The organism is Bacteroides ndongoniae, from assembly GCF_900108345.1.
GTDB lineage: Bacteria > Bacteroidota > Bacteroidia > Bacteroidales > Bacteroidaceae > Bacteroides > Bacteroides ndongoniae.
Map to the genome: position 1 here is coordinate 2,138,187 of NZ_FNVV01000014.1, position 26,768 is coordinate 2,164,954.

Sequence of the window (26,768 nt, forward strand, 5' to 3'; positions counted from 1 at the left end):
ATAGTTAGGAACGGAGAGACGGCACCGCGACCGCCGCTTCTGTAGAGCCTGTCAACGCCTTTCCCGTTTTTCATTATTAATTATTTCCTATTCACTGACTAACATGAACATATCCGAACTAAGCATACGCCGCCCCGTGTTGTCAACGGTACTGACCATCATCATCCTGCTCTTCGGCTTCATTGGTTATACCTACCTCGGTGTGCGCGAATATCCGTCGGTCGACAATCCCATTATCTCCGTGTCCTGCTCGTACACGGGTGCCAACGCCGACGTTATCGAGAACCAGATTACCGAGCCGCTGGAGCAGAACATCAACGGTATCCCCGGCATCCGTTCGCTGACCAGCGTCAGCCAGCAGGGAATGAGCCGCATCACGGTGGAGTTTGAACTTTCCGTCGACCTGGAAACGGCCGCCAACGACGTGCGCGACAAGGTGTCGCGTGCCCAACGCTACCTGCCGCGCGACTGCGACCCTCCCACCGTGTCGAAAGCCGACGCCGATGCCGTACCCATCCTGATGGTGGCCTTGCAAAGCAACAAGCGTTCGCTGCTGGAGCTGAGCGAGATTGCTGACCTCACCGTCAAGGAACAGTTGCAAACCATCTCCGACGTAAGTAGCGTCAGCATCTGGGGTGAGAAGAAGTACTCCATGCGTCTGTGGCTCGACCCGACCAAGATGTCGGGCTACGGCATCACGCCTGTCGATGTGAAGAACGCCATCGACCAGGAAAACATCGAACTCCCCTCGGGCAGTATCGAAGGTAATACAACCGAACTGACCATCCGCACATTAGGACTGATGCACACGCCTGAAGAGTTCAACAACCTCATCATCAAGGAAGACGCCAACCGTATCATCCGCTTCAGCGACATAGGCCGTGCCGAACTGGGTGCCGCCGACATCAAGAGCTACATGAAGATGAACGGCGTGCCCATGGTGGGCGTAGTCGTGGTGCCCCAGCCCGGTGCCAACCACATCCAGATAGCCGACGCCGTATACGACCGTATGGAACGCATGAAGAAAGACTTGCCCGAAGACGTCACCTACAGCTACGGTTTCGACAACACCAAGTTCATCCGCGCCTCCATCAGTGAAGTGGAAAGCACCGTTTATGAGGCTTTCGTGCTGGTTATCATCATCATCTTCCTGTTCCTGCGCGACTGGCGCGTGACGTTGGTGCCTTGTATCGTAATTCCCGTATCATTGATCGGTGCCTTCTTCGTAATGTATGTAGCTGGCTTCTCCATCAATGTGCTGACGATGTTGGCTGTTGTCCTGTCCGTAGGTCTGGTAGTAGACGACGCCATTGTGATGACCGAGAATATCTATGTACGCATTGAGCGCGGCATGCCGCCGAAAGAGGCGGGCATCGAGGGTGCGAAGGAAATCTTCTTTGCCGTCATCTCCACTACCATCACGCTGGTAGCGGTGTTCTTCCCCATCGTCTTCATGGAGGGCACCACGGGCCGCCTGTTCCGCGAGTTCAGCTTCGTCATTTCAGGCTCCATCATCATTTCTTCGTTCGCCGCGCTTACGTTCACACCGATGCTGGCTACCAAGCTGCTGAAACGGCAGGAACAGAAGAATTGGTTCTACCGCAAAACGGAACCTTTCTTCGAGGGTATGAACCGCCTGTACAGTCGTTCGCTGGCTGCCTTCTTGCGTAAGCGGTGGATTGCGCTGGTATTCACGCTGGCCACGTTCTGCATCATCTTCGTCTTGTGGAACAGCATTCCTGCCGAAATGGCTCCATTGGAGGACCGTTCGCAAATCACGATCAGCACCATCGGCGCCGAGGGCGTCAGCTACGAATACATCCGCGACTACACGGAACGCATCAATGATGTAGTCGACTCTATTATCCCCGACGCTGCTGCGGTAACGGCACGTGTATCGAGCGGTAGCGGAAACGTACAGATCACCCTGAAAGACATACGCGAACGCGATTACACCCAGATGGACGTAGCCGAGAAGCTGACCCGCGCCCTGAAGCCCGAGACAGAAGCGCGCGCCTTCCTGCGCCAGCCTTCATCCTTTGGTGGACGGCGTGCCAGCATGCCCGTACAATACGTGTTGCAGGCCACCAACATCGAAAAGTTGCAGGAAGTGCTTCCCAAATTCATGGAGCGTGTCTACGAGAACGAGGTATTCCAGATGGCCGACGTCGACCTGAAGTTCAGCAAGCCCGAAGCCCGCATTCAGATCAATCGTGACAAAGCTGGAGTGATGGGAGTCAGTACGAAAAACATCGCGCAGACCTTACAGTATGGTTTGAGTGGACAGCGCATGGGCTATTTCTACATGAACGGCAAGCAGTACGAGATATTGGGTGAAATCAACCGCCAGCAACGCAACAAGCCCGCCTACCTGACGGGACTGTACATCCGCAACGATGCCGGCGAAATGATTCAGCTGGACAACCTTGTCGAACTGGTCTACGGAACGGCACCTCCGAAGCTGTATCGTTACAACCGTTTCGTGTCGGCCACCGTCTCGGCCGGACTATCGGAAGGAAAGACTATCGGCGAGGGACTGGAGGAGATGGACAAGATAGCCGACGAAGTGCTGGACGAAACCTTCCGCACCGCACTGGCGGGCGACTCGAAGGACTACAGCGAAAGCGCATCGAGTCTGATGTTTGCCTTCATCCTGGCCATCTTCCTGATTTATCTGATTCTGGCCGCACAGTTCGAAAGCTTTAAAGACCCGCTTATCATCATGCTTACCGTGCCGCTGGCCATTGCCGGAGCGCTGATATTCATGTACTTCAGCGACATTACGATGAACATTTTCAGCCAGATCGGTATCATTATGCTTATCGGACTGGTGGCCAAGAACGGTATCTTGATTGTAGAGTTTGCCAACCAGAAACAGGAAGCAGGCGAAGACAAGATGCAAGCCATCAAAGATGCTTCGCTGCAACGTCTGCGCCCCATCCTGATGACCAGTGCTTCGACCATCATCGGCCTTATCCCCCTGGCCTTTGCCAGTGGCGAGGGAGCCAACCAACGTATCGCCATGGGTACGGCCGTCGTAGGCGGAATGCTCGTCTCCACGCTGCTGACGATGTACATCGTACCTGCTATTTACAGTTATATATCGACTAACCGAAGTAAACTAAAAGAGATATAATGAAACGCTTGATATTATCGCTTGCTGCCGCCTGCGTCCTGCTGGCGGCGCAGGCACAGAACATTGCCACGTACTCGCTGAAGTCGTGCCTCGAACAGGGATTGCTCAACAACTACTCGTTGCGCATCACCCACAACGAAGAACAAATCAGCAAGAACAACGCCACACTGGCCAACGCCGGAGCACTGCCCACCATCGACCTGACGGGCGGCTACCAGGCCACACTGAACAACACCGACAGCCGCCTGCGCGCCACGGGCGAGACGGAAAAGAGCCGAAACGTCTTCGACCAGACCGTAGACTTGGGCATCGACCTGAACTGGACGCTTTTCGACGGGTTCAACATCTCGACCACCTACCAGCAACTGAAACTGCTGCGCGAGCAGGGCGAGACGAACACACGCATCGCGCTGGAAGACTTCATCGCCTCGCTGGCCGCCGAATACTACAACTTCGTGCAGCAGAAGATACGTATGAAGAACCTGCTATACGCCGTGCAGCTGTCGAAGGAACGCCTGCGCATCGTCGAAGCTCGCTACCACATCGGAAACTTCTCGCGACTGGACTACCAGCAAGCCAAAGTGGACTTCAACGCCGACAGCGCCCAGTACATGAAGCAACAGGAACTGCTGCACACCTCGCGCATCAACCTGAACGAACTGATGGGCAACGAGAACGTGGACCAGCTCATCATGACGCGCGACAGCCTGATAGACGTCAACGCCTCACTCGACTTCGACGAACTGTGGAACGCCACACTGGCCGTGAACGCCTCGCTGCTGAAGGCCGACCAAAACACCGTGCTGGCACAGATGGACTATAAAAAGGTGAACTCGCGCAACTATCCCTACGTACGGCTGAACGCCGGCTACGGCTACACCTTCAACAAGTACGACGTGAACAACTACGACCGCCGCAACAACTTCGGCTTCAACGGCGGAGTGACCATTGGCTTCAACCTCTTCGACGGTAACCGCCGCCGCGAACGCCGCAACGCCGCCATCGCCGTGAAGAACGCCCGCCTGCAACGCAACGAGCTGGAACTGGCCCTGCGCGCCGACCTGAGCAACCTGTGGCAAGCCTACCGCAATAACCTCGAAATGCTGAACCTGGAACGGCAGAACCTCATCGCTGCCAAGGACAACCACGACATCGCCATGGAGCGATACATGCTGGGCGACCTGTCCGGTATCGAAATGCGCGAGGCACAGAAGAGCCTGCTCGACGCCGAAGAACGCATACTGACTGCCGAGTACAACACGAAACTCTGCGAAATCTCGTTGCTGCAAATCAGTGGCAAGGTGACTAAGTATCTGGAATAAGCGAATACCCTCCCAAAGGTATCCGATAGTAGTTTTCAGGCGCGGGTTACACGGAAGAACACGGAAGAAAGAAAGATAATCCGTGAATTCTCGCGTAATCCGCGCCTGAATTCAGATGGGCACGTCCTCTCCGGCACGTTCGCACCTTAGCCCAGCACCCACCGCGTATTCCGCCCGAAGCACCGATAAGCCAGCGAAACCAACAGCCACGACACTCCGAACGCCACAACCGAAGCCAGCGGTATCTGCAACGGGATGGACACATCGAGCGTGCGCATCAACACCACCGAAGGGCCGGTAAAGAAATAGTGTATCATGTAAACGCCAAATCCACAGAGTGTAAGGTTGGCCAGCGCACGTTGCAAGCGTTCTGAACGTATCCGAATCTGCTTGCAAAGCATGAAGACGGGAATGGTCATCAATGCCACGTTCAGCGAGCAGTAGGTAAAAAACAACTCCAGCATTTCGTCCGTATAGTCGGGCAAAGAAGTCATGTGCCTGAACCCGACGAACGTCACGGCATAGCCCACCGCAAACATCGGCACCCCGACCAGCAACAGCGTGCGTCCGCTCCAGTCGTGGTGGCGCAGGTAATGGCCTAAAAGCAGATAACCGTTGAATCCGGCAAAATAGTACAGCATGCCAAACGAATTCCACGAGCACGTGCCCCACAGATACCCGGCTACGAACTCATTATAATAAGGTAAAAGCAACGTCACGCCCCACAAGGCCAGGAAGCCCAGCTTGGCACGCTCCGAAGCCTGTGCCACCCAAGCCGAAAAGATGGGCAAATACAGATACAAGCCTATCAGCAAATAGATGTACCACATGTGTACATCCAATATGGAGAAGTTGAACGGAATGCCTCCAATGTACCCCAGACTGACGGCAAACGACTGACGCATCACATCCTCGCCTGCATAAGGAAAGAAGTCGAGAATCACCTGCGGCTCCACGCCCAGCAGTCCTGTCACCCACGGAAACAGGTTATAGATAACCGACCAGATGAGGAACGGAAAGAATACACGCCCGATGCGCTTTCGGTAGAAAGTTCCGCTACTGCCGCTCACCGGAAGCAACAGGGCACCGGTAATCATCACAAACAGCGGCACACACGGGCGCAACGCTGCCCCATAAACAGCTCCCCAGAACTTGATTTTACCGATATCGGGCGAAGTACCCGGAAAGAAATTGAAAGGATCGGTGCAATGACAGCACACAACGGTGAACATAGCCACCAGCCGGACCACGTCCAGCCACACAATACGACCAGTGTCTTGTCGTGAAAGAGATTGTTCCATAATGTCTATTCTTCATGATTTCAGCGCATAAAGATAGTAAACGATGGCGATATCTGCCAAACAGTCGCACACAAAAATCCGGCTGAAGCCAACTTTCCCCGTCCGGCAGTTCTCCCCCTTCCAGAAGCACTCTCACAGCCCTTCCGAGAGACACTTGCATTCCATTTATGAAACACTTGCACGGCTCGCGAGCCGTACAAGTGTTGCTCGCGAGCCGTGCAAGTGTCGCTCAAAGCCCTGTCAGGCACCCCCAAAAAGAGAGCCGCCGGAAGCCTGTCGCAATCAGCAACAGGACTTCCGGCGGCCATCCGTTTTATGGTTTGCATCAGGCAGACTTACCCACCGGAAAATCTGCCCGACGATTGTTATTACTTGCAGCAACGGGGCTTCAGTTGCTTGAAGAAGTCGTTACCCTTGTCATCTACGAGGATGAATGCCGGGAAGTCTTCTACTTCAATCTTCCAGATAGCCTCCATACCCAGTTCGGGATATTCTACGCACTCGATGCTCTTGATGTTGTTCTGTGCCAGGATGGCTGCAGGACCACCGATAGAACCGAGGTAGAAACCACCATGCTTCTTGCAGGCGTCGGTCACAGCCTGGCTGCGGTTACCCTTGGCCAGCATGATCATGCTACCACCGTGGCTCTGGAACAGGTCAACGTACGGGTCCATACGTCCGGCAGTCGTCGGTCCCATCGAACCGCAAGCCATGCCCTTCGGAGTCTTGGCAGGTCCGGCGTAGTAGATGGGGTGATCCTTGATGTATTGCGGCAGGTCTTCGCCACGGTCCAGACGCTCTTTCAGCTTGGCGTGAGCAATGTCGCGGCCTACGATGATCGTACCGTTCAGGCTCAGACGGGTAGCAACCGGATATTTGGTCAGTTCCTTCAGGATGTCGGCCATCGGCTGATTCAGGTCGATACGTACAGCGTCGCCCTCGCCTGCCTGACGCAGTTCTTCGGGGATAAGTTCGCCCGGATGGCTGTCCAGCTTCTCAATCCAGATACCGTCTTTGTTGATTTTGCAACGGATGTTGCGGTCGGCCGAGCACGATACGCCCAAACCAACGGGGCACGATGCGCCGTGACGCGGCAGACGGATGATGCGTACGTCGTGAGCATAATACTTACCACCGAATTGTGCACCCAAACCGATGTTGTGAGCCTCTTCGAGCACTTTCTTCTCCAGTTCCACGTCGCGGAAAGCACGACCGTACTCGTTGCCCGTAGTAGGCAGGTTGTCGTAGAAACGAGTAGAAGCCAGCTTCACAGTCAGCAGGTTCTTCTCGGCCGACGTACCACCGATGACGAAGGCAATGTGATAGGGCGGACAGGCAGCCGTACCCAGCGTCTTCATCTTCTCAACGAGGAAGGGAACGAGCGTCTCGGGGTTCAGGATGGCTTTCGTCTCCTGATACAGGTAAGTCTTGTTGGCCGAACCGCCACCCTTGGTGACGCACAGAAATTCGTATTCCATGCCTTCGGTAGCCTCGATGTCAATCTGTGCGGGGAGGTTGCACTTGGTGTTTACCTCTTCGTACATGGTGAGCGGAGCGTTCTGCGAGTAACGCAGGTTCTCCTCAGTATATGTCTTGTACACACCCAGTGAAAGGGCTTCTTCGTCGCAGTAGCCCGTCCATACCTGCTGGCCTTTCTCGCCGTGGATGATGGCTGTACCGGTGTCCTGGCAGAAGGGAAGCAGTCCCTTGGCAGCCACTTCGGCATTGCGCAGGAAAGTCAGTGCTACATATTTGTCGTTGTCGCTGGCTTCGGGGTCGCTCAAGATCTTGGCCACCTGCTCGTTGTGCGAGCGGCGCAACATGAACGATACATCGCGGAAAGCGGCATTGGCCATGGCGGTCAGTCCTTCCTTTTCAATCTTCAGGATGGGTTTTCCTTCAAACTCGCTTACAGACACATAGTCCTTCGTAAGCAGATAATACTCAGTCGTATCCTTGCCCTTCTCGAACATGGGCTGATACTTGAACGGAGGTGTTGTTGCCATAATTACTACTTGCTTTAAAGTTGTTATAATCTTGTTGCTTGCAAAGGTAAGAAGTATTATCGAAATATTTCTTTAATCGAAAGCCTTTTCTTTGGCGGCAAAGGAGGTTTTTAGGAATAATTTATTAGCTTCCCTACCAATACATCGTTTCTTCGTACCTGCCTGTACAAGCCTATTTATTCTCCACCTTCTTCATTCTTCCTATCAACTCATCCCCCAGCGCGCTCTTCACCTCGATGTGTTTCAGCACGGCAGTGACAAAAGGATTGCTCTCGAAGTCGCCACGCACTTGTTCGAAGTCCATTTCCTTCTCCAGACGCGAGCCGTCGGCACCGAAACCGGTCATGGAGGCCATGGAGAACTCCTTCTTGGCATCCTCGTAAACCATGCGGTCGAGGCCGATGACAGACTCTTTCCACTTCTCGACGATGCGAATGATGTCGGTAGCCGTCATGGCTTCGGGTTTCACGCCGTAAAACTCTTCCAGCTTCTCGTAAGCCCACGTCCACTCGTACGTATAATAGTTGAGGTGCATCCGTTCGAACTCGGCATTAATCTCTTTCAGCTTGTTGACAGAACCGTTTTCAATTCCATCCATCAAGGCATCAATCTCACTCTTTGGAGCTATCAGGCCAGAGATATCCACCCATTCGCCCGTACCGATAGAGGTGTCGGGACGAAGGCGGGCGCGAATTTCATCATCGTTGCGGAAGTCAATGCCTTCGAGCCGTTTGATGACCGAGTTGCCGAGGAACTTGTGGATAGCAATCTCGTAAAATTTGATGCCCTTGGCCAGCGACGAGTTGCGTATCTTGGCGCTGTGGAAAGAATAGATATCGGACAGTTCACCACTGGCATGACGCAGGTTGAGCAGCGTCTCACGCCCCTTGAACATCTTCTGCACGGTGTAAGGACTAAGCAGGTTATAATTGATGAAGTCCAGCTTGTTGGGATCTTTGCGGCCGTCGCGCTTGGGCCACTTCTGCGCATCACGAATCGTACCGACACTGCGCAGGTTGACGCCCGGCACCAGATACGTGGTGTTGTTCTGCTCGATGAGGTACGAGAATGGCAGGTTGGACGTATCCGAATGGTTGACATGGCGCCCCATGACGAGCGAGAAAGCGCCCACACGAGCAGGCCACAGGATATAAGAGTCGGACGTAGTCTTGGCACCACGCTCCAGCGTACCTTGGTGGATGGGGCCGAGCTTGTACATGTGATTGCTCTGGTTAGAGCCCGAACCGGCATTCATAAACGAAAACATACCGGCAATGAGCAGCGTCGACTTGTGGTGCGTCACAGTGAACGGTCCGGCAAAGATAGCACACGCCTCACCATTCTCTCCCTGGCAGTTGCTGAAGAACAACGAATCGCTGGCCGAATAGTTATGCCCCAACTTACAGGCCTGCCCCACGAAACAGCGGGTCAGCATCACTCCATCGTCGACGTGCGAGCCGCTGGAGATGATGAAGTCGTCGCAGATAACCCCATCTCCAATGTATACCGGAGCAGCCTCGTTACTGTTGATACTACCGTTATAGAGACGGCAAGTACCAACGATTCGGGCATGGCTGCCAATGCGTATGTTCTTGATAGAACCTGTATTCATAATCGTCACATGGTCGCCTATCGTACCCATTGCAGAAGCGTGCTTATTGGCATAGAATTCTGTTATCTCTTTCAGCCGGGCAATGAGTTCGGGACGGTGGCGGTAAAGTGCCATGATATAAGCCAGATGCGCCGACAGTTTATCGTTGATAAGTACCTCGCGGCCACCGGTTTCGTTGAGGACCGACACCTCGACACCGTTTCCGAAACGCGAAAGGCCGTCGACGAGGATGATATCCACATTCTCGATGAACGTGTCGTGCCCAATCTCGTAGTTGGCAATGTAGTTCTGCACGTTCTCAATGCAACAGTTGTCACCCACAGTGACGTTGTGCAATGTCACATGACGCAGTCCCGAATGCTTGCGAATGCCGCCCGCCAGTGTAAATTCGGACTGGAACACACCCAGTCGCACCTCACCCGAAAAACGGGTATGATGTACAAATTCGGTCGAAAAGCCTTCCGACACACTTACTTTCTCCCAATCGTCGGCCAGACAAGACTGGCTCTTGAGCCGAAGCACTTCGTCTTCGGTCAGTTTTCTATACGTATTCATTCGATATTCATGGTTTATGCAGGTGTGCCCAATTAAGGAGATACTTTCTTCAGGCACGGATCACACGGAAATTCACAGATTATTCTGATATCCGTGTTTTCCACGTAATCCATAACAGAAAGTCCATAGCCTCTCATTTTAACACACCTTCGTTATCTCATTCAGTTTGTTTATCCTTGTTTCAGGACGCCCCGAAAACACATGAAACGCAAGCAGAAGCCGCCTGTCTAGGGCCGCATCTGCTTACGTTTCATAGAGATTCAGTTTGTTTCTCTCCAGCAAGGCCGGAACAATGCGTATGCTTATACTTCTCCGTTTTCGTCGTAGTTCTGGTAAAGGAAATCGTTGTACGGATACTTCTGTACGTGCAGTTCCTTTACACGCTTATATACCGCGTTCTTCATTTCTTCCAGATTAATACGCTCGCGAGCTGAAATGAACAGACAGTTGTCTTCCATCTTGGCCATCCAAGTACGCATCAGTTCCTCCAGCGTCCAGTTCTCCTTGGTACGGGGAGTCAGGTCGTCTTCATCCTTCTGAACATAGGTATATGCATCTATCTTGTTAAACACAAGCATCATGGGCTTACCGGCCGCACCGATGTCGGCCAGTGTCTTGTTCACTACTTCTATCTGCTCTTCGAAGTCGGGATGCGAAATGTCTACCACATGCAGCAACAAGTCAGCCTCACGCACCTCGTCCAGCGTCGACTTGAAAGAATCTACCAGATCGGTGGGCAACTTGCGGATGAAACCGACAGTATCACTCAGCAGGAATGGCAGGTTGTCGATGATGACCTTGCGCACCGTCGTATCAAGCGTGGCAAAGAGCTTGTTCTCGGCAAATACTTCGCTCTTGGCCAGAAGATTCATCAGTGTAGACTTGCCGACGTTGGTATACCCCACCAGTGCTACACGGATCAGACGTCCACGGTTCTTGCGCTGCGTGGCCTTCTGCTTGTCTATCTCGACCAAGCGTTCCTTGAGCAGCGACATACGGTTCAAGATGATACGGCGGTCCATTTCGAGCTGTGTTTCACCCGGTCCACGAAGTCCCACAGAGCCCTTTCCACCACCGGCACCCGAGCCACCACCCTGACGTTCAAGGTGCGTCCAAAGGCGTTGAAGACGGGGCAACATGTACTTGTACTGTGCCAGTTCGACCTGCGTCTTGGCGTTGGCCGTCTGTGCACGCATGGCGAAGATGTCGAGGATGAGCGACGTACGGTCCAGAATCTTCACCTTCAGTTCGCCTTCGATGTTACGTATCTGTTTGGCCGACAGTTCGTCGTCGAAGATTACCATTCCGACTTCTCTCTCTGCCTCTTCTTCATCGTGGATGTATTGTTTGATTTCGTCCAGTTTACCTTTTCCGACGTAGGTCACCGAGTTAGCCTGGTCCAGCTTCTGCGTGAACCGCTTTACGACTTCCGCCCCGGCTGTCTCAGCCAGGAAGGCCAGTTCGTCAAGGTACTCATTCGTCTTACGCTCGTCCTGCGTCTTCGTAATGAGTCCCACCAACACGGCTGTCTCTACCTGTGCTTCGGAAATTACAAATTCTTTCATTGCCATTTCTCTATACCTTATTTATATATATACTGTTCCGATGCTGTCCGTTCCAAAGGTAGCTGTGCGGACAACTGCCCAGCTCCAGCCAATACGCAGCATCATTGCGCGGCAAATATACTGATTTATCGGGAATAATTACTATATTATCTGTCCGAAGTAAACGATCCTACCCATTAATAAAGAAATCCTATCAAGATTTGAAATCCATTTTTCCAATGCTAATGAGAGTGGCAATACAGAGCTATTCTCTTTGGCATGTACCAGTTATATCTATCTAGTTGGTCGCCCATGCAACAACGGTTAACGAGTAATGGTCCACTGCCAGACAATAGAATTCGAGCTATTACAAAGAGACGAGCCGCATCACGACCTCTAAGAGTACCTGATACGGCTCGCTAATTATGTTAGTTATACGCCATATTTTTCAGCGTATAACTTATACTAGTCCAATTTGAGTAAAATCATTTCACCAAAGAAAAATCGTTGAATGAAGCATTACTTTTATCCAGAGTAACATTCAAATCCATTTTAAACTTTGTAGGATTGATTTTCAAGTCTTTTGTATAGTGGCGACGCGGGGTTACATCCCGACTTATAGCTTTGAAGTCCAACGATACCTTAACTTTATCAAGTTCTGTTACGAAAGAAGAAGCTTCATTTTTATAAGGCGTCCATATCAGATTGTTCCAGTAACCAGTTAACGGACTTGGCTGATCTCCTACCAAAACTACATATATCATAGCATCATAAATACCCTCATTGCTTTCGTCATTCAAGAACTTCAATTTACCATCCTTAGTCAAACCACCTATCAATCTTTCATCATCCAAACTACCTGATTGAGTATCGAATGGAGCAATCATACTCGAAAATCCCTGAATATCGCCACATTGTTGCATATTGAAATACAAATAGCCATTTTCCTGATCATACGTCAAAGCCATTGTATCATCATAGTCTCTCGCTCCCGACAAACCATTAACCAGCAACGTATTATCATTGTACTTCGTGATTCGAGCCAATACTTGTACTTCTTCTTTCCCGTCTGTGCAGTTTGCTATCCAATTACCAACATACTTATCAATGGCAACATTCTTCTGTAACTGGTCAAGTTCACTCTGTCCCCATAAGAAGGTCTCTGTTACTTTCTCTAATTCAGCTACTTTCTTGCCACTTTCATCAGCCATATAGAACGTAAAACCAAGTACTAGTGTACCGGTAACGGGATCAAAGCTCGACTTGTTAGGTGTACCTTCCAAATAAACAGTATTACCATACGTAACCATACCCGTATTCTGTCCTCTTGGAATTTCCACAGTTGTCACTCCGTCTTCTTCCTTCAGATGGAAATAAATATGAGCTTTATCAGCAGCTGAATACAAGTTAGGCATACGGTAGAAAGTTGCATCCTCATTAGACTGCTCTACAGCCTGCATCCAGTTTTTCTCCTCCAACTCTTTTGAAGTAGTAGTAAAATAACCTGTAGCTTCAGGCAATGGTTCCCAAGTATAATCACGATCATAGTCAGGTTCTAACAATGCAGGATTCAGTGCCAAGGTGAAAGTACCTGTGGTGTAGTATCCCACACCATCCAAACGGTGATAAATAGCACCAAAATCAAACAACTGCTTCATACTGTTGAATGTGCCTAACGGATAATCGGTACTTGTAGGCGGAATAGGTCCTTCACTAGTAGAAAGATTACCTGCAAATGAACCAAATGTATTCCATTCTGTATCAAAGGCTGGTCCCTCTCCATCTACCATTCTAAAACGCAGGTTAGTAGAAGGCACATACCACTTCTTATATTCCTTAAATGTTTCACCATCCAACATAATATAGGGGAAATCAGTGTAATCATCAGGGAATACATCCATGCCAAACACATACTCGAAATATTCATTGGTATAAGGACTCTTGAAACGGTAAAGGTCATAGCCTTTAGCTTTTTCCACTTCTAACTTAGTCATTACTATATTAGTAGCACCATACATAGCAAATAAATTTTCGGTATAAATAGCCTCATCACTCACTACTTCCCACTCGTACACAACCTCTTCGGGCCATACTATGGCCAAAGTTATGTCGGAATTAGAATAAGGGGTACCTTCGTCGAAACTCAACGCTATCTCATAGTTAGTACCACGCTTCAAGCCTTCATAATTAATGGTCACGCTTGATGTATTTTCCCCATCTTCAAAATGAACTGTTGAGGGTACAGTGAAAACTTGTTCTCCACCTTCATTAAAAGTTGCATTCAGTTGTGCATCAACAGTGCCACCTACAGCTGTACGCATAGCCTCCAGCGTAATAGTACCTTCAGATCCGTCCAATTTATACGCCGTCTTTACGGTAGCTGGGAAATAGGCTCCCAAGCCTTCCACTGCTCCGGGAGCAATATAATCTACACTATCGGAGCACGATGTCCATCCGAGCATCATGATGCCCATCAGGAAAAGCATTAAATGATTTATCTTATTCATATACAATACGTGTTTATATTTTAAAAGCTACCTATTTTCTTAATTCTGAGCATTAGGATCAATCCATGCCTCGTATTTGTCGCTCGGGTCAGGATTTTCGTAACCTCTCAGTGCCTCGTTATTATTCTTCTCAGTCTGCACGATACAGATGTTCATCCATGCCGGACGACCATTGGTATTGAAACGTACTGCATCCGAGAAGTTAGTACCTTCGTAACCGCGAGTTACCGACATATTCAGTCTTTTCACATCAAAGAATGTCTGGCCTTCTCCCCAAAGTTCAATACGTTTTTGGAAAATAATTTCTTCAATCAGTTTTTCGCCAGTACCTGCGAAAGCATATTCCGGATCACGATAGGTAGTCATAAATCCAGTCAGTAAGCTCAATGCATTAGCATCACCCAGTTGTGCAGCAGCCTCCATTTCGATGAAAAACATTTCTTCCACACGCATCAGCGGATAAGCCGAAGCGGCCCCTACATTGAAATCTTCCGTATTACCTTCAGCAGGACGAAACTTGATAGAAGCATATTCAGGCAATACATTTTCATAGCCCGAAATAAAAGGCTCTTCTCCCTCCAGCATACCGCCTTGCGGTGCTTTCCACATCTTTTTACGGAAATCTGTATCGCTCAGACGATCATACAAACTCTTTCCTATCATGATAAAAGGACCATGACCGGAATATCCAAAAGCTGTTTCATTAGACATCCAAGAAGTCCAGTTCAGCAAACTGGTCTTTACCACGTCATCCTCAGATACCATCTTAGAACCCCAAATCCAACAATTTATGTCGTTGAAACCTTTCGAAGTACTAAGGCACTGATCTTCAGTCATAGGCAGCAGTCCCGAAGCAGCAATAGCCTTACGGGCGTAGTCGCGAGCGTTAGCATAGTCTTCCAGCCACATGTAACAACGGGCTTTCAAACCGTATACTGCTGCTAGATCAGGCAAAGTCTTAGACATGGGTTTTCCTTGTACATATGATTTCTCAATATTCGCCTCAGCAAAATCAAGATCGGCCAAAATGAATTCCTTCATTTCTTCCCTTGTAACACGTGGATTGTTTCGTGCATCCGCTTCGGTAGTAGCTTCTGTTACGATAGGTACTGTCAATCCCTCTACATTGGCACCCTGTGTCTTATCATTGGGCAAAAATTCAAACATACGCGCCATATCTATGTAAAGCATGGCACGGAAAGCACGCGCAGCAGCTACATACCCCACCTGAGCTTCGGTAGCTGTTTCGAGATTAGTAGCACCAATAAGTTTATTGACCGGCAACATCGACTGCCAATAACTGTTCCAGATAAATTGAGGATACACATAACTTTCACCCTGATTTTGATTCATCTCCCAAGACTGATACCAATCGTAACCTGAGCTGACTACAGCCATATCTTCAGTCATCACATCACGTACGTGCATTATAGAGCCATAGCCCCAGTCCCAGTGATAGTCACTACTAATTCTTCCGGGAACATTCAAACTGCCCGGTATAGCCCACAACATAGCAGAAGTGGCCATACTGGAAGATGTCAACTGATCTTCAGTAGCCGAACCTGTAGGAAAAGTTTCCTCAATGCACCCCGTCGTCATGAAGAGGGTGGATGAGAGACAAATTCCCGCCAATATTTTCGTTATATTTTTTTTCATATTTATATCAATTAATTAAGTTGTTATAACACTTAGAAAGTCAAAGTAATACCTCCTGAAATAGTGCGCATAGGAGCATAGTATGAGTTGGTAGCTGAACCGCTGATACTTTGGCGCGGATCCAATCCTTGACGTTTTGACCATACCCAAACATTGTCAGCACTTAAGTAAACACGTACTTTTTCAATATCAAGTTTATGTGTCAGGCTAGCCGGCAGTGTGTAACCGAAATTGATGTTCTGTAAACTCAGGTAAGATGCATCGGTCAGGAAACGGTCGGAAGAAGCCGTAGTATAAACATCGCCATATTGGAAACGTGGAATGTTACTGTTGGGATTCTCCGGTGTCCAAGCTTTCAGCAGGTCGGCATGGAAATTGGTACCTTTACTATCCTTGGTCGGTGAAGACATCATGCCAGCATAGTCACTATCGTACACCTGACCACCCAGCTGGTAAGCGAAATCAACACTCAGATCAAATCCTTTATAGTTCAGGCTAGTATTGAAACCGCCATAAGCAGTAGGCAATGCTGTTCCACACAAATAATAATCAGCTTCAGCATAACTGGTAGTTGTTTCACGTCCCGTTACATTACCGTTGGCATCCACAATGTTCTTGTAATACATAGCCTGTCCGTCCTCTGCAACACCAGCATACTTCTTAATACGATAAGTATACAGAGCTTCACCTTCACCGAAATAATAGCTACCGCTACTATAACCTTTAACCCCATCTACTTCCATGGTCTTACGTTCTTCAGGCAGATAACTGATTTTGTTCTTATAGTGCGTAAGATTCACACCTATTTCCCAAGTCAGTTCGCGGGTTTGTATTGGGGTACCCTTCAGTTCGATTTCAATGCCCTGATTACGCATGTCACCCACATTAGCATAGTAAGAAGTGTAACCATACGAAGGAGGCAATGGGAAACTGAACAACATATCACTAGTCTTACGGTTGAAGTATTCCACCGTACCGCTCATACGATTCTTTAATATCTCAAAATCAAATCCGGCATTAAAGTTACCGTTGGTTTCCCATGTAATATCCTTATTACCCATGGTCACAGGCAGTGCAGCCGGATGTCCACCTGCGTTTACAATATTATACTGGTTAACATAACGATAATTTCCGATATTGTCATTACCTTGTTGTCCATAAGATGCTTTTAATTTCAGCAAATCTACCCATTCTACATCGAAAAAATCTTCTTTGGAAATAATCCAGGCAGCACCAGCTGACCAGAAGTTACCCCAACGATGGTCAGGATGGAAACGAGAAGAAGCATCACGACGATAAGAGCCAGAGAAATAATACTTTTCATTCCAGTCATACTGTATACGGCCAAAATAACCTTCTGTGTTGTAGTCCGAAACAGAAGAAGAGCTTCCCTGTTCGGTAATGGCACCTGCAAGTTCGATATTATTAGGATCAAAAACATTAGACTTCGTAGCGCTCAATCCATAAACTTTAAGGTAATAAGATTCGTGTCCCACCATAGCCTCTATGTTATGTGCGCCGAAAGAATGACGCCAATTCAGCAGCTGTTGATGGTTGTACGACAGCGTACGGGTATGCGATTTACTTGCGATACCGTTAGATGGTGCATACTGGCCATAATAAGGATTCGTGAAACCATTTCCCCGTGTTTCATCAATATTGACACCACTCGTCCAAGTAAATTTAAAATCTTTCAAGAAACGTATTTCAGCAAAGCCAGTAGCCGTCATGGCATTACCTTCAGCATTATTAGTATCCAATAAATTAGCCGCGAAAGGATTGGCTCCTGGAAGGAATGGGCGTTTCAGACCAGCATTATCCTTGTCACCAAAATCGTAAACGGTGAATCCGTTCTTGTCTATCATGATATTTCCTTCTCCATCACGTATATACAACGGGTAAATAGGAGCTACTTGAGTAGCCAAAGCAAACAGGTTACCTGAAGAATTAGACGAACCATCCTCCCCCAACGAATTGGCATCGAAATGTGTGTACGACATGTTGGCACCTACTTTCAACCAATCTTTCACCTGATAATCGGCTTTCATACGTCCTGTCAGACGTTCAAAATCTGATTTATCTACAATACCCTCATTCTTCAAATAACTGATAGAAGTATAGAACGAAGATTTGTCTGTACCAGCTGAAACTGACACATTGTATTCTTGACGCAAACCTGTGTGATAAGCTTCTTCCAACCAGTCATCTGGAAGAATCAGATAGTCTTGTCCCCCATAATTAACAACATTTCCTAATGTAGCATTCGGATTCAATTTACCGTTTGTACCTATCAAGAATTGTCCATCCGGAATGGTGTAAGCGTTATAACCCAGACCATAATCACCGCTTCCAAGCATATTGTTGTTGGCATTAACATGCGCATTAAATTCACTCTGCCCCTGCGACAAGAAATAATTCTTCAGTGCACCATAATACATTTCATAATACTGTGCAGGATTTTTCACGAAGTCATAATCCTGCGTTGCACGTGAATTCGAACCCCATTTAGCATCTACCGTAACTCTGGCATTTCCTGAATTACCTTTCTTAGTAGTAATAATAATCACACCATTAGCACCACGCGCACCATACAAAGCATTAGATGCAGCATCTTTTAACACAGTCATTGACTCAATATCTTGAGAGCTTATATTGTTCAAATCTCCATCATAGGGAGCACCATCCAAAATGATCAACGGATCATTACCTGCATTAATAGAACTGATACCGCGTACACGGATCGAAGGAGTTGTTGCGCCCGGCTGACCAGAAGAAGTATTTAATTGCACACCTGCAACCTTACCAGTCAAGGCATTAGCCACATTGGAACTTTGAATTTTACCGATTTCCTCTGACCCTACTACTGTAGCCGAACCGGTAAATGCAGACTTCTTAGCCGTACCATAAGCCACCACCATCACTTCATCCAAAATCTCAGTATTCGATTTCAATATGATGCGCATAGTAGGCTTAATTTCAGCTTCTTGCGTCTCCATACCAATGTACGAAACCTGCAGAGTCTTCGCGGAACTTGGTACGTTCGTTAATTCGAATTTACCATCTATATCGGTCACAATACCAATCTGTGTACCTTTCACCAATACAGACGCTCCAATAACTGGCTGCCCGTCTTCTTCCGAAATCACGACACCCGTGACTTTCTGAGTTTGGGCAGTTACTAAGCCTATTCCTACAAAAAGACAGGCCAATAACAGCATTAATTTTCTTTTCATAAATTCTCTCTTAAAGTTTAACTTTACATTAATTGTTTCTTTACTCTAACAAAATGCAAATATATTAATAAATATGAAACGGACAACTGTTTTATCAAAAAAACCTTGTAAATCTATCAATTTGTTATCGAATTCCTCGTTTTTATGTTTAACAACAGATTTTTGGTATTAATAAAAGATAAACGGCGGAAGAAATACTATCACTCTGATTTGATAAAATTATCTTTTTCTGTTTTGAAGAATGGCTCGTTTAACATAAAAACGTTAATTATCGTACCGTTTTTAAAGTTTCTATAACCTAAAAAAGACTATGGCAGGGTAAAAAAGATCTTTTTATTTTAAATGCTGTATATTAAACTATATATCCAACAATACAAATTTGAATGATAGAATTCCTCTCCCGTGTGTTCCTTGACAGATTGACAGGATGAGTGGCAAATATCGTGCTATTTATTCAAATTTATTATACTTTGGTAGAAATAATCCATTTCTATCCGCAATGGAAAATATTGCGGATTGTTATCATATGGGGTAAAATTGTAAAATACTGTTTTTATTTAGTCTGCTAACGTCTATAATATGACTAAATATAATAGCTTATGATGAACAAGATTACCTACAACCTGGTTTACAACCGCAAAAAAAGCCTCAATAAGCGAGGCTTGGCATTAGTTCAGGTCGAAGCCTATCTGAACGGAAAGAAGAAGTATTTTTCGACAAAGGTTTATTTGCGCCCCGAACAATGGGATACTGGAAAGCGATTGGTCAGAAAACATCCTAATGCCAACGAACTGAATAGAATCATCCATAGTTTTGTCATATCAATGGAACAAAAGGAATTGGATTTGTGGCGGCAAGGACGAATCATCACACTTGACCTGTTGAAAGAAGAAGTCGAAAATGAAGGTAACCAAAATCGTTTTTTACCTTTTTTTCGACATGAAATAGACACATCATCACTACGCGATAGCACTAAACATAATCATCGCTCTACGCTTCTGCTGCTCCAAGAATTTCGGAAAAACGTAACATTCGGAGAGCTTAACTTTGATTTCATAACAGCTTTTGAGGCTTTCATGCGCAATAAAGGATATCACACGAACACGATTGCCAAGCACATGAAACACTTGAAACGTTATATAAATGTAGCTATTAACAAGGGCTATTTGGTTTTTGAGAAATATGCATTCCGAAAATATAAAATCAAAATGGTTGCAAGTAGCCATACACATCTTCTACCCGAAGAATTGGAAAGACTGGAACAGCTTTCATTGGATGGGAAATACTCTAAATATAGGAAAACCTTGGATGCTTTCTTATTCTGTTGTTATGCCGGATTACGATTCTCAGACTTCACTAATCTTACTTCCGATAACATTCAATCTATAGGTAAGAAAACATGGCTGATGTACACATCGGTTAAGACTGGTATAGAAGTACGTTTACCACTCTATCTATTATTCAACGGTAAAGCATTGCTAATTCTTCAAAAATATGTCAATAATCTAACCGACTTCTTTTGTTTGGGCAACAATTCAAACGTTAACAAAACTTTAGCAATATTGATGCAGTTGGCTGGTATTTCCAAACGAATATCATTTCATGCTGCCCGTCATACAAATGCCACCTTATTAATATATAAAGGGGTAAATATTACAACTGTACAGAAACTTTTAGGTCATAAAAGTGTTCGGACCACGCAGGTTTATACAGATATCATGGATATGACTGTGATTCAAGATCTGGAAAAACATCAACTGTCCAAACCTTTTGCATTATCCAAACACTGACTTCTATCATACACTATTAGCCAGCCAGTATTGGTGTCACATGCTTATTTCCAGAATTTATATCATAGCAGGAAAAGAAAAAAGTATCATTTAAGGATTTCCTATTTTCATCCGAGATATTTATAATTTATTGATTATTAGCAATAAATAATCAAAATCAGTAGAATGAGGGTAGAATCGTGGACAGTTATCATGCCTTGTAAACCCATAGAGCGGGAAAACGAATAATAATCCCGTTCTATGGAAGATTCATAAACGCCAGAAAATCAGATTAAAACAAATGCCTTGAGTTCCGCGAAGACTCTGCAGATTTCATACATTGGTATGGAAACGCAAGAGGCTGAAATTAAACCTAGTATGCGTATCGTACTAAAGGCAAACACAGAAGTATTGGATGAAGTAATGGTGGTAGCTTACGGTACAGCTAAGAAGTCATCATTTACAGGTTCGGCTAGCGTAGTAAGCGGTGAGAAAATTGCCAAGATGCAAACCTCAAATGTTTCTAAATCATTGGAAGGAGCAATGGCAGGTGTGCAAATTTCACAAAGTAGCGGACAGCCGGGTTCTTCAGCTAACATTTATGTACGTGGAATCGGTTCTATTTCCGCCGGAAAAGAAGCACTGATTGTCGTTGATGGTGTTCCATATGAAGGAAATCTGAACCAGATAGCTCCAAGCGATATAGAGTCCATGACAGTATTAAAAGATGCAGCTGCAAACTCTCTATATGGTGCGCGTGGTGCTAATGGTGTTGTATTGATTACAACTAAAAAAGGTAAAAGTGGTAAAGTAAAAGTTACTTTCGAAAACCGTACAGGTGTAAATACACGTGGAATTCCCAGCTATGATATATTGACCTCACCGGCTGAGTACTATGAACTTTATTGGGAAGCGATTCGTAACAATGCGCATTTCAACCAAGGTATGTCTTATGCCCAAGCGGGAATTTTTGCTTCACAGAACCTTATTAAAGAATTAGGAGGATACAACAACTATAATGTATCAGATACAGAACTAATAAATCCTGTTACTGGACGGTTAAATTCCAGCGCCCGGCTGTTGTATCACGATGATTGGTTGGAAGAAGCTTTCCGCCCCGGTATGCGACAGGAAAATGTCGTTTCGCTTAGCGGTGGAACAGACAAGACTACGTATTACGCTTCATTGGGTTATCTATACGACAATTCGTATACGGTAAACTCGGACATGAACCGTATCAATGCACGTGTCAAAATAGATCAGGAAGTCAATAAATGGTTTAAAGCTGGATTCAATCTGGCATACAGCAATGTAAAAACAAATTCACCTAACGTTGGAGGCTCAAATTACTCATCCATTTTCTACTTCGGACAGACTATTGCACCGATTTATCCGGTATACATGTACGACAGCGAAGGAAATAAAATATATGACAGCCAAGGGAACGTACGTTATGACTATGGTACGGAAATGGGTAAACGTCCACAAGGATCTAACGTTCACCCCATTGATCAACAACTGAATGACATTTACAGAGGGTCAACAGATGTTGTCAATGCCAAGGCATACGCAGAATTTTCTTTCCTGAAAGATTTTAAATTAACCGTAAATGCCAGTATCGACAATTTCAATAGTCGTTCTGTTAGTTTCCAAACGCCAATCGGAGGTGATGCTCTGAATGTAAACGGACGTGGAACAACCGAAATGAGTCGCTATTTTGTAATCAACGCTAACCAGTTATTGAACTGGTCTCACACTTACAATCAAGTACACAATGTAGAGGTATTATTGGGGCACGAAACCAAACAGGACCGTAGCGAAAGCCTCTGGGCACAGAAAGAGAATTTCTTTGTACCTGATAATCCGGAACTTGATAATGCTGCCAAATTATCTGATGCCAGTTCGTCTGCAGCAGAATATGCATTGGAAGGTTATTTTGGTCAAGTAAAATATAACTTTGATGAGAAATACTATGTTTCAGGAAGCTTCCGTAGAGATGCCTCTTCACGTTTCCATCCAGACAATCGCTGGGGAAGTTTCTGGTCAGTAGGTGCTTCGTGGAGAATGAACAAAGAAGCGTTCATGGAGAGCCTGACTTGGATTAACGACTTGAAAGTGAAAGCCAGCTTCGGAACACAAGGAAACGATAATATTGGTAACAATCAGCCTTATAAAGACCAATACATAGTGGTTAGCAATGACGGTGCCATTGGTACTCAATACGTATTCCGTGGAAATAAAGACATTACATGGGAGAAGAGTAACAACTTCAATGCTGGCGTGGAATTTAAATTATGGGACAGGCTCTCAGGTAACATTGAATACTTCAGCAAAACAACTTGGGATCTTCTGTATTACAAGCCACTTCCTCCTTCACAAGGTGTACCGAGCGGTATTTACGAAAATACCATGCGCATGCGTAACCAAGGTGTAGAAATCGAATTGAACTACGATATCTTCACTCACAATAATTTCAAATGGAATGTAGCCTTGAATGCTACCCACTACAAAAACAAACTTTTGGAATTGCCAGCTGACCGCCCGCAAGACGGATGGGCTACAGGAAACTATTTCCGTAAAGTTGGTAAACCTTTATACAATTACTACGATTACAAATATGCAGGAGTTGATCCTGAAAACGGAGACGCATTGTATTGGGCCGACGAAACAGATGAAAACGGAAACGTAATCGGACAAAAAACAGTCAACAAGACAGAGCTTGCAACCCGCTACGAACTAGGCAAGTCTCCAATACCTGATCTGTACGGCGGTTTCTCGACAACCATCGAAACATACGGATTTGATTTGAATGCAAACTTCGCATACCAAATTGGCGGATGGGTATACGATTCACTTTACCAAGGATTCATGGGAGCTGGATCTGCCGGAAAGAACTGGCACAAAGATATCTTTAATCGTTGGACTCCGGAAAACCGTTATACCGATGTTCCTCGCCTGCAGACCAACGACCTTAACCAAGGTTGTTCAGGTGACCGTGCTCTGACCAAGGCTTCTTACCTGAGTCTGCGTAACCTGACATTAGGTTATTCGCTTCCCAAGAATTGGTTGCAAAAAGTACATATTGAAAAGTTACGCTTGTATATTGTAGGCGATAACCTCTTCTTGTTGTCTGCACGTCGTGGATTCGATCCTCGTCAGAGTATTCTGGACGGACAGACCGGATACAACTATTCGGCCATGCGTACAGTATCATTCGGTATCAACTTAGAGTTTTAATAACAGATAAAAAGAAAAGTATATGAAATATTTTAGAAAAATTTTCCTTTTGGCTGCTGCATGTTCGCTTCTGACTGCATGTGGTGACGACTTTTTCGACACTGAAAATGCCGGAGTGGCCAGCAAAGACGAAATTGACGAAATCGGTTCAAGCAGCCCCGATGCACTGATCAAAGTGGTTGAGCCGTTAATGTTGGGCTTGAACAATTATACATATCAATATAATACGCAATCTAGCGCTAGCACAGTACACAACGATTTTGGCTTGATGAGTATCTACCACTTAGGCGATGTAATGAACGACGACCTCGCATTTGAAGTTGCAGGAAGCGGTTGGTTTACATTTGACTATCAGCTGGATTATTGGGGAGAACAATATGTACGTCCTTTCTTTTATTGGAACTTCTTCTATTCTATCATTAACAAAGCGAATGATATTATTTCGAAGATTTCAACTGACGTGCAAGATGCTGATTTAAAGGCATACAGAGGAGAAGCTTTGGTATATAGAGCATTCGCTCATGCTTACTTGGCACAGATGTACCAACAGACTTATGTAGGAAACGAAGAAGCCCCGGGCGTGCCCATTGTTTTGACTCCAGAAGAAGCAGCAGATGCGTATGCAGGCCGTGCTCCTCTGTCGAAAGTATATGCACAAGTAGAGAAAGACTTTAAAGCAGGTATGGAACTGTTGGCAGGTTGGAAACGTCCCAACAAAACCATGATTGACGAACAAGTTGCTGCCGGTTTGTATTCACGCGTATGTCTGGTTACAAACAACTGGGACGATGCCATTACGTATGCACGCAAAGCTCGTGCCGGATACAGCGTATACACTCCCGAAGAACTGCTGGCAGACAATGCATTCAATAATATCGGTGCAAAGGAATGGATGTGGGGTGCCGACATTACACCGGAGACCTCTACAGCATTCGCTTCGTTCTTCTCATTCATGTGTTCCTATGATGCCGGATACGGTGGCGACGTAGGTCAGTATCGTAAGATTGATGCTCGCCTGTACGACTCCATGAATCCGACAGATGTTAGAAAAAAACTCTTCAAACACACCAGTACGGGCGTTCAGTATACTCCGAAAGAGGCTGCATTCCCCGAATATACCAACATCAAGTTTAAAAAAGTTGCCAATTGGGAAGCCGACTATGTATACATGCGAGTGTCTGAAATGATATTGACTGAAGCAGAAGCACTTGCTCACAAAGGCGACTACACAGGTGCTGCACAAGTATTAAAGGAGTTGATGTCGCAAAGAGATCCTTCGTGGAAAGCTAATTCAGTCACAGCCGATGACGTATATCAGCAACGCCGTCTGGAATTATGGGGTGAAGGTTTCTCTTTGTTCGACCATTTGCGACTGAAAAAAGGCATCGACCGCAACTACGAAGGCAGCAACCACCTGAGCAGTGCACGTTACACCATCGATGCTGGAAGCTGGTATTTCCTTTACCAATTACCGTTGCGAGAACTTGACAACAACGACGCTATTGATGCTTCTGAACAGAATCCCGCACCGACTGAAAGCAAATTCAAATAAAAGTATTACAGTTTATTATTTTTAGATATCTGAGTATGAAAAAAATAAGAGCAATGATATTGGCAGCTAGCCTGCTTGCCATTAATACAGCTTGCGAAACCGATGCAACCCTTGATGAAACAAGGGTTGCGGAAGTTGCCGCACCAAGCATATCATTACAAAGTGTCACAGTGAATAAATACACTGCTTCATTCACAATCGATCTGAATGAAAAAGGAACGCCTGAAGCATATGAATGCGGAGTACTAATTAGTACAGAGGCACAGCCCGACCTGAACAACTCTACCATTGTTGCCGCTGATATGAGCGAAAGCCAGGCTACCATTCAAGCTACGTTGGCTCCTGGAACTACTTTTTACGCCTGTGCTTATGCACTTACAGCCAATCGTATAGTAACGTCTGATGTAAAGAGTTTTACTACAGAAAGTCATTACTTGGGCGACTTCCTTGGTAAACGGACATTGAGCGGATATAACCTCAGCATAGAAGGTGCTCCTATTGTTCCGGTAAACATAGAAATCGTGGCTGATGAAGAAGACGAAAAAGTGGCGTATATCAAAGGATTATCTTCTTTTGCCGGTGTTACCTTGGCATTGGAACCTGTAAAAATGATTTTCGATCTGGAGAAAGGCACTGTGGTTATTCCAGATAAACAAATCGTCGATGAACCTAATTATGGTCCTTATCAATACTGCATGTTGGATCCCAATACTGGAGATTTATTCGCAGGAGATAATATTGGAAGCATTCAAGGAAAGACCATTAGCTTTGATTCATTGGTAGCTCTCATTATTGACGGAGGAAACGCAGGAATACCTCATTTTGCTTATGCAGAAGTAACTATCGAATAATAGTTATATTGTTCCTATAAAACAAAAGGGAATTTGTTATAGCCCAATCCATTCAGGTAGATTGGCTATACAAATTCCCTTTTCTACGTAAATACTTTGTGAATTCTTGTAAAAAGATTTAAGCTTACTGCAAACAAATGGAAAAGAGCCGAAATGCCCTTTGCTTTTAACATCAAAAAAAATACGAACAGTGTCTCATATCACTTGCACGGCTCGCGAGCGACACAAGCACGGCTCGTGAGCCACACTTGCAGGGCACGCGAGCAACGCTTGCCATACGCGCGGGAGTTGCAGGCAATACTCACGGGCTTTGCTTACCAAACCCGCGGACTTTGCAGGTAAAACCTGACAGCATTGTTTGTAAAACTCGACGGGATTGCTTGTCAGACTCGGCAGCATTGCTTGTTGGGCCGGCTAACTACCGATGTTATGCCGCTAAAGTAGGTGGTTACAAGCACCAAGTAGCACTTTAGTGGGTGAAGGATAG

The 26,768-nt window shown here is 46.3% G+C and carries 13 protein-coding genes; 6 read left to right on the plus strand and 7 right to left on the minus strand.

The features are described from left to right. Positions 1-103: 103 nt before the first annotated feature. Positions 104-3,136 (plus strand): efflux RND transporter permease subunit, encoded by a 3,033-nt coding sequence (locus BQ5591_RS19440; RefSeq protein WP_071150589.1) that lies wholly within the window; start codon positions 104-106, stop codon positions 3,134-3,136. After that, positions 3,136-4,458, plus strand: a complete 1,323-nt coding sequence (locus BQ5591_RS19445) for a TolC family protein (protein WP_071150590.1) — start codon at positions 3,136-3,138, stop codon at positions 4,456-4,458. The genes BQ5591_RS19440 and BQ5591_RS19445 overlap by 1 nt, the downstream gene beginning before the upstream one ends. Before the next feature lie 146 nt (positions 4,459-4,604). Here the strand turns inward: BQ5591_RS19445 and BQ5591_RS19450 are convergent, their stop codons facing one another. From BQ5591_RS19450 to BQ5591_RS19480, 7 genes are all read right to left on the minus strand, one after another. Next, a complete protein-coding gene (locus BQ5591_RS19450; RefSeq protein ID WP_071150591.1) occupies positions 4,605-5,759 on the minus strand; it encodes an acyltransferase in 1,155 nt (384 codons plus the stop codon). A 368-nt stretch (positions 5,760-6,127) separates the two neighbouring features. Next, a complete protein-coding gene (locus BQ5591_RS19455; protein ID WP_022162677.1) occupies positions 6,128-7,765 on the minus strand; it encodes a fumarate hydratase in 1,638 nt (545 codons plus the stop codon). A gap of 172 nt (positions 7,766-7,937) precedes the next feature. Then, positions 7,938-9,932, minus strand: coding sequence for a DUF4954 family protein (locus BQ5591_RS19460; protein WP_071150592.1), 1,995 nt, complete (start codon positions 9,930-9,932; stop codon positions 7,938-7,940). A gap of 302 nt (positions 9,933-10,234) precedes the next feature. Further along, a complete protein-coding gene (gene hflX, locus BQ5591_RS19465) occupies positions 10,235-11,497 on the minus strand; it encodes a GTPase HflX (protein WP_071150593.1) in 1,263 nt (420 codons plus the stop codon). A gap of 464 nt (positions 11,498-11,961) precedes the next feature. Next, the gene (locus BQ5591_RS19470) at positions 11,962-13,983 is read right to left on the minus strand and encodes a hypothetical protein (RefSeq protein WP_159434526.1); all 2,022 of its coding nucleotides are present in this window, start codon (positions 13,981-13,983) and stop codon (positions 11,962-11,964) included. Positions 13,984-14,022: 39 nt separating this feature from the next. Further along, positions 14,023-15,639 carry a RagB/SusD family nutrient uptake outer membrane protein gene (locus BQ5591_RS19475; RefSeq protein ID WP_071150595.1) on the minus strand — a complete coding sequence of 539 codons (1,617 nt, stop codon included), beginning with the start codon at positions 15,637-15,639 and terminating at the stop codon, positions 14,023-14,025. A 32-nt stretch (positions 15,640-15,671) separates the two neighbouring features. Beyond that, positions 15,672-18,872 (minus strand): SusC/RagA family TonB-linked outer membrane protein, encoded by a 3,201-nt coding sequence (locus BQ5591_RS19480; protein ID WP_071150596.1) that lies wholly within the window; start codon positions 18,870-18,872, stop codon positions 15,672-15,674. A 602-nt stretch (positions 18,873-19,474) separates the two neighbouring features. Here BQ5591_RS19480 and BQ5591_RS19485 point away from each other — a divergent pair. From BQ5591_RS19485 to BQ5591_RS19500, 4 genes are all read left to right on the plus strand, one after another. After that, positions 19,475-20,662 (plus strand): site-specific integrase, encoded by a 1,188-nt coding sequence (locus tag BQ5591_RS19485; protein WP_071150843.1) that lies wholly within the window; start codon positions 19,475-19,477, stop codon positions 20,660-20,662. Positions 20,663-20,947: 285 nt separating this feature from the next. Then, positions 20,948-23,878 carry a SusC/RagA family TonB-linked outer membrane protein gene (locus tag BQ5591_RS19490; protein ID WP_262483126.1) on the plus strand — a complete coding sequence of 977 codons (2,931 nt, stop codon included), beginning with the start codon at positions 20,948-20,950 and terminating at the stop codon, positions 23,876-23,878. Positions 23,879-23,900: 22 nt separating this feature from the next. After that, positions 23,901-25,430 (plus strand): RagB/SusD family nutrient uptake outer membrane protein, encoded by a 1,530-nt coding sequence (locus tag BQ5591_RS19495; protein ID WP_071150598.1) that lies wholly within the window; start codon positions 23,901-23,903, stop codon positions 25,428-25,430. A gap of 35 nt (positions 25,431-25,465) precedes the next feature. Next, the gene (locus BQ5591_RS19500) at positions 25,466-26,281 is read left to right on the plus strand and encodes a hypothetical protein (protein ID WP_159434527.1); all 816 of its coding nucleotides are present in this window, start codon (positions 25,466-25,468) and stop codon (positions 26,279-26,281) included. Positions 26,282-26,768 lie beyond the last annotated feature (487 nt).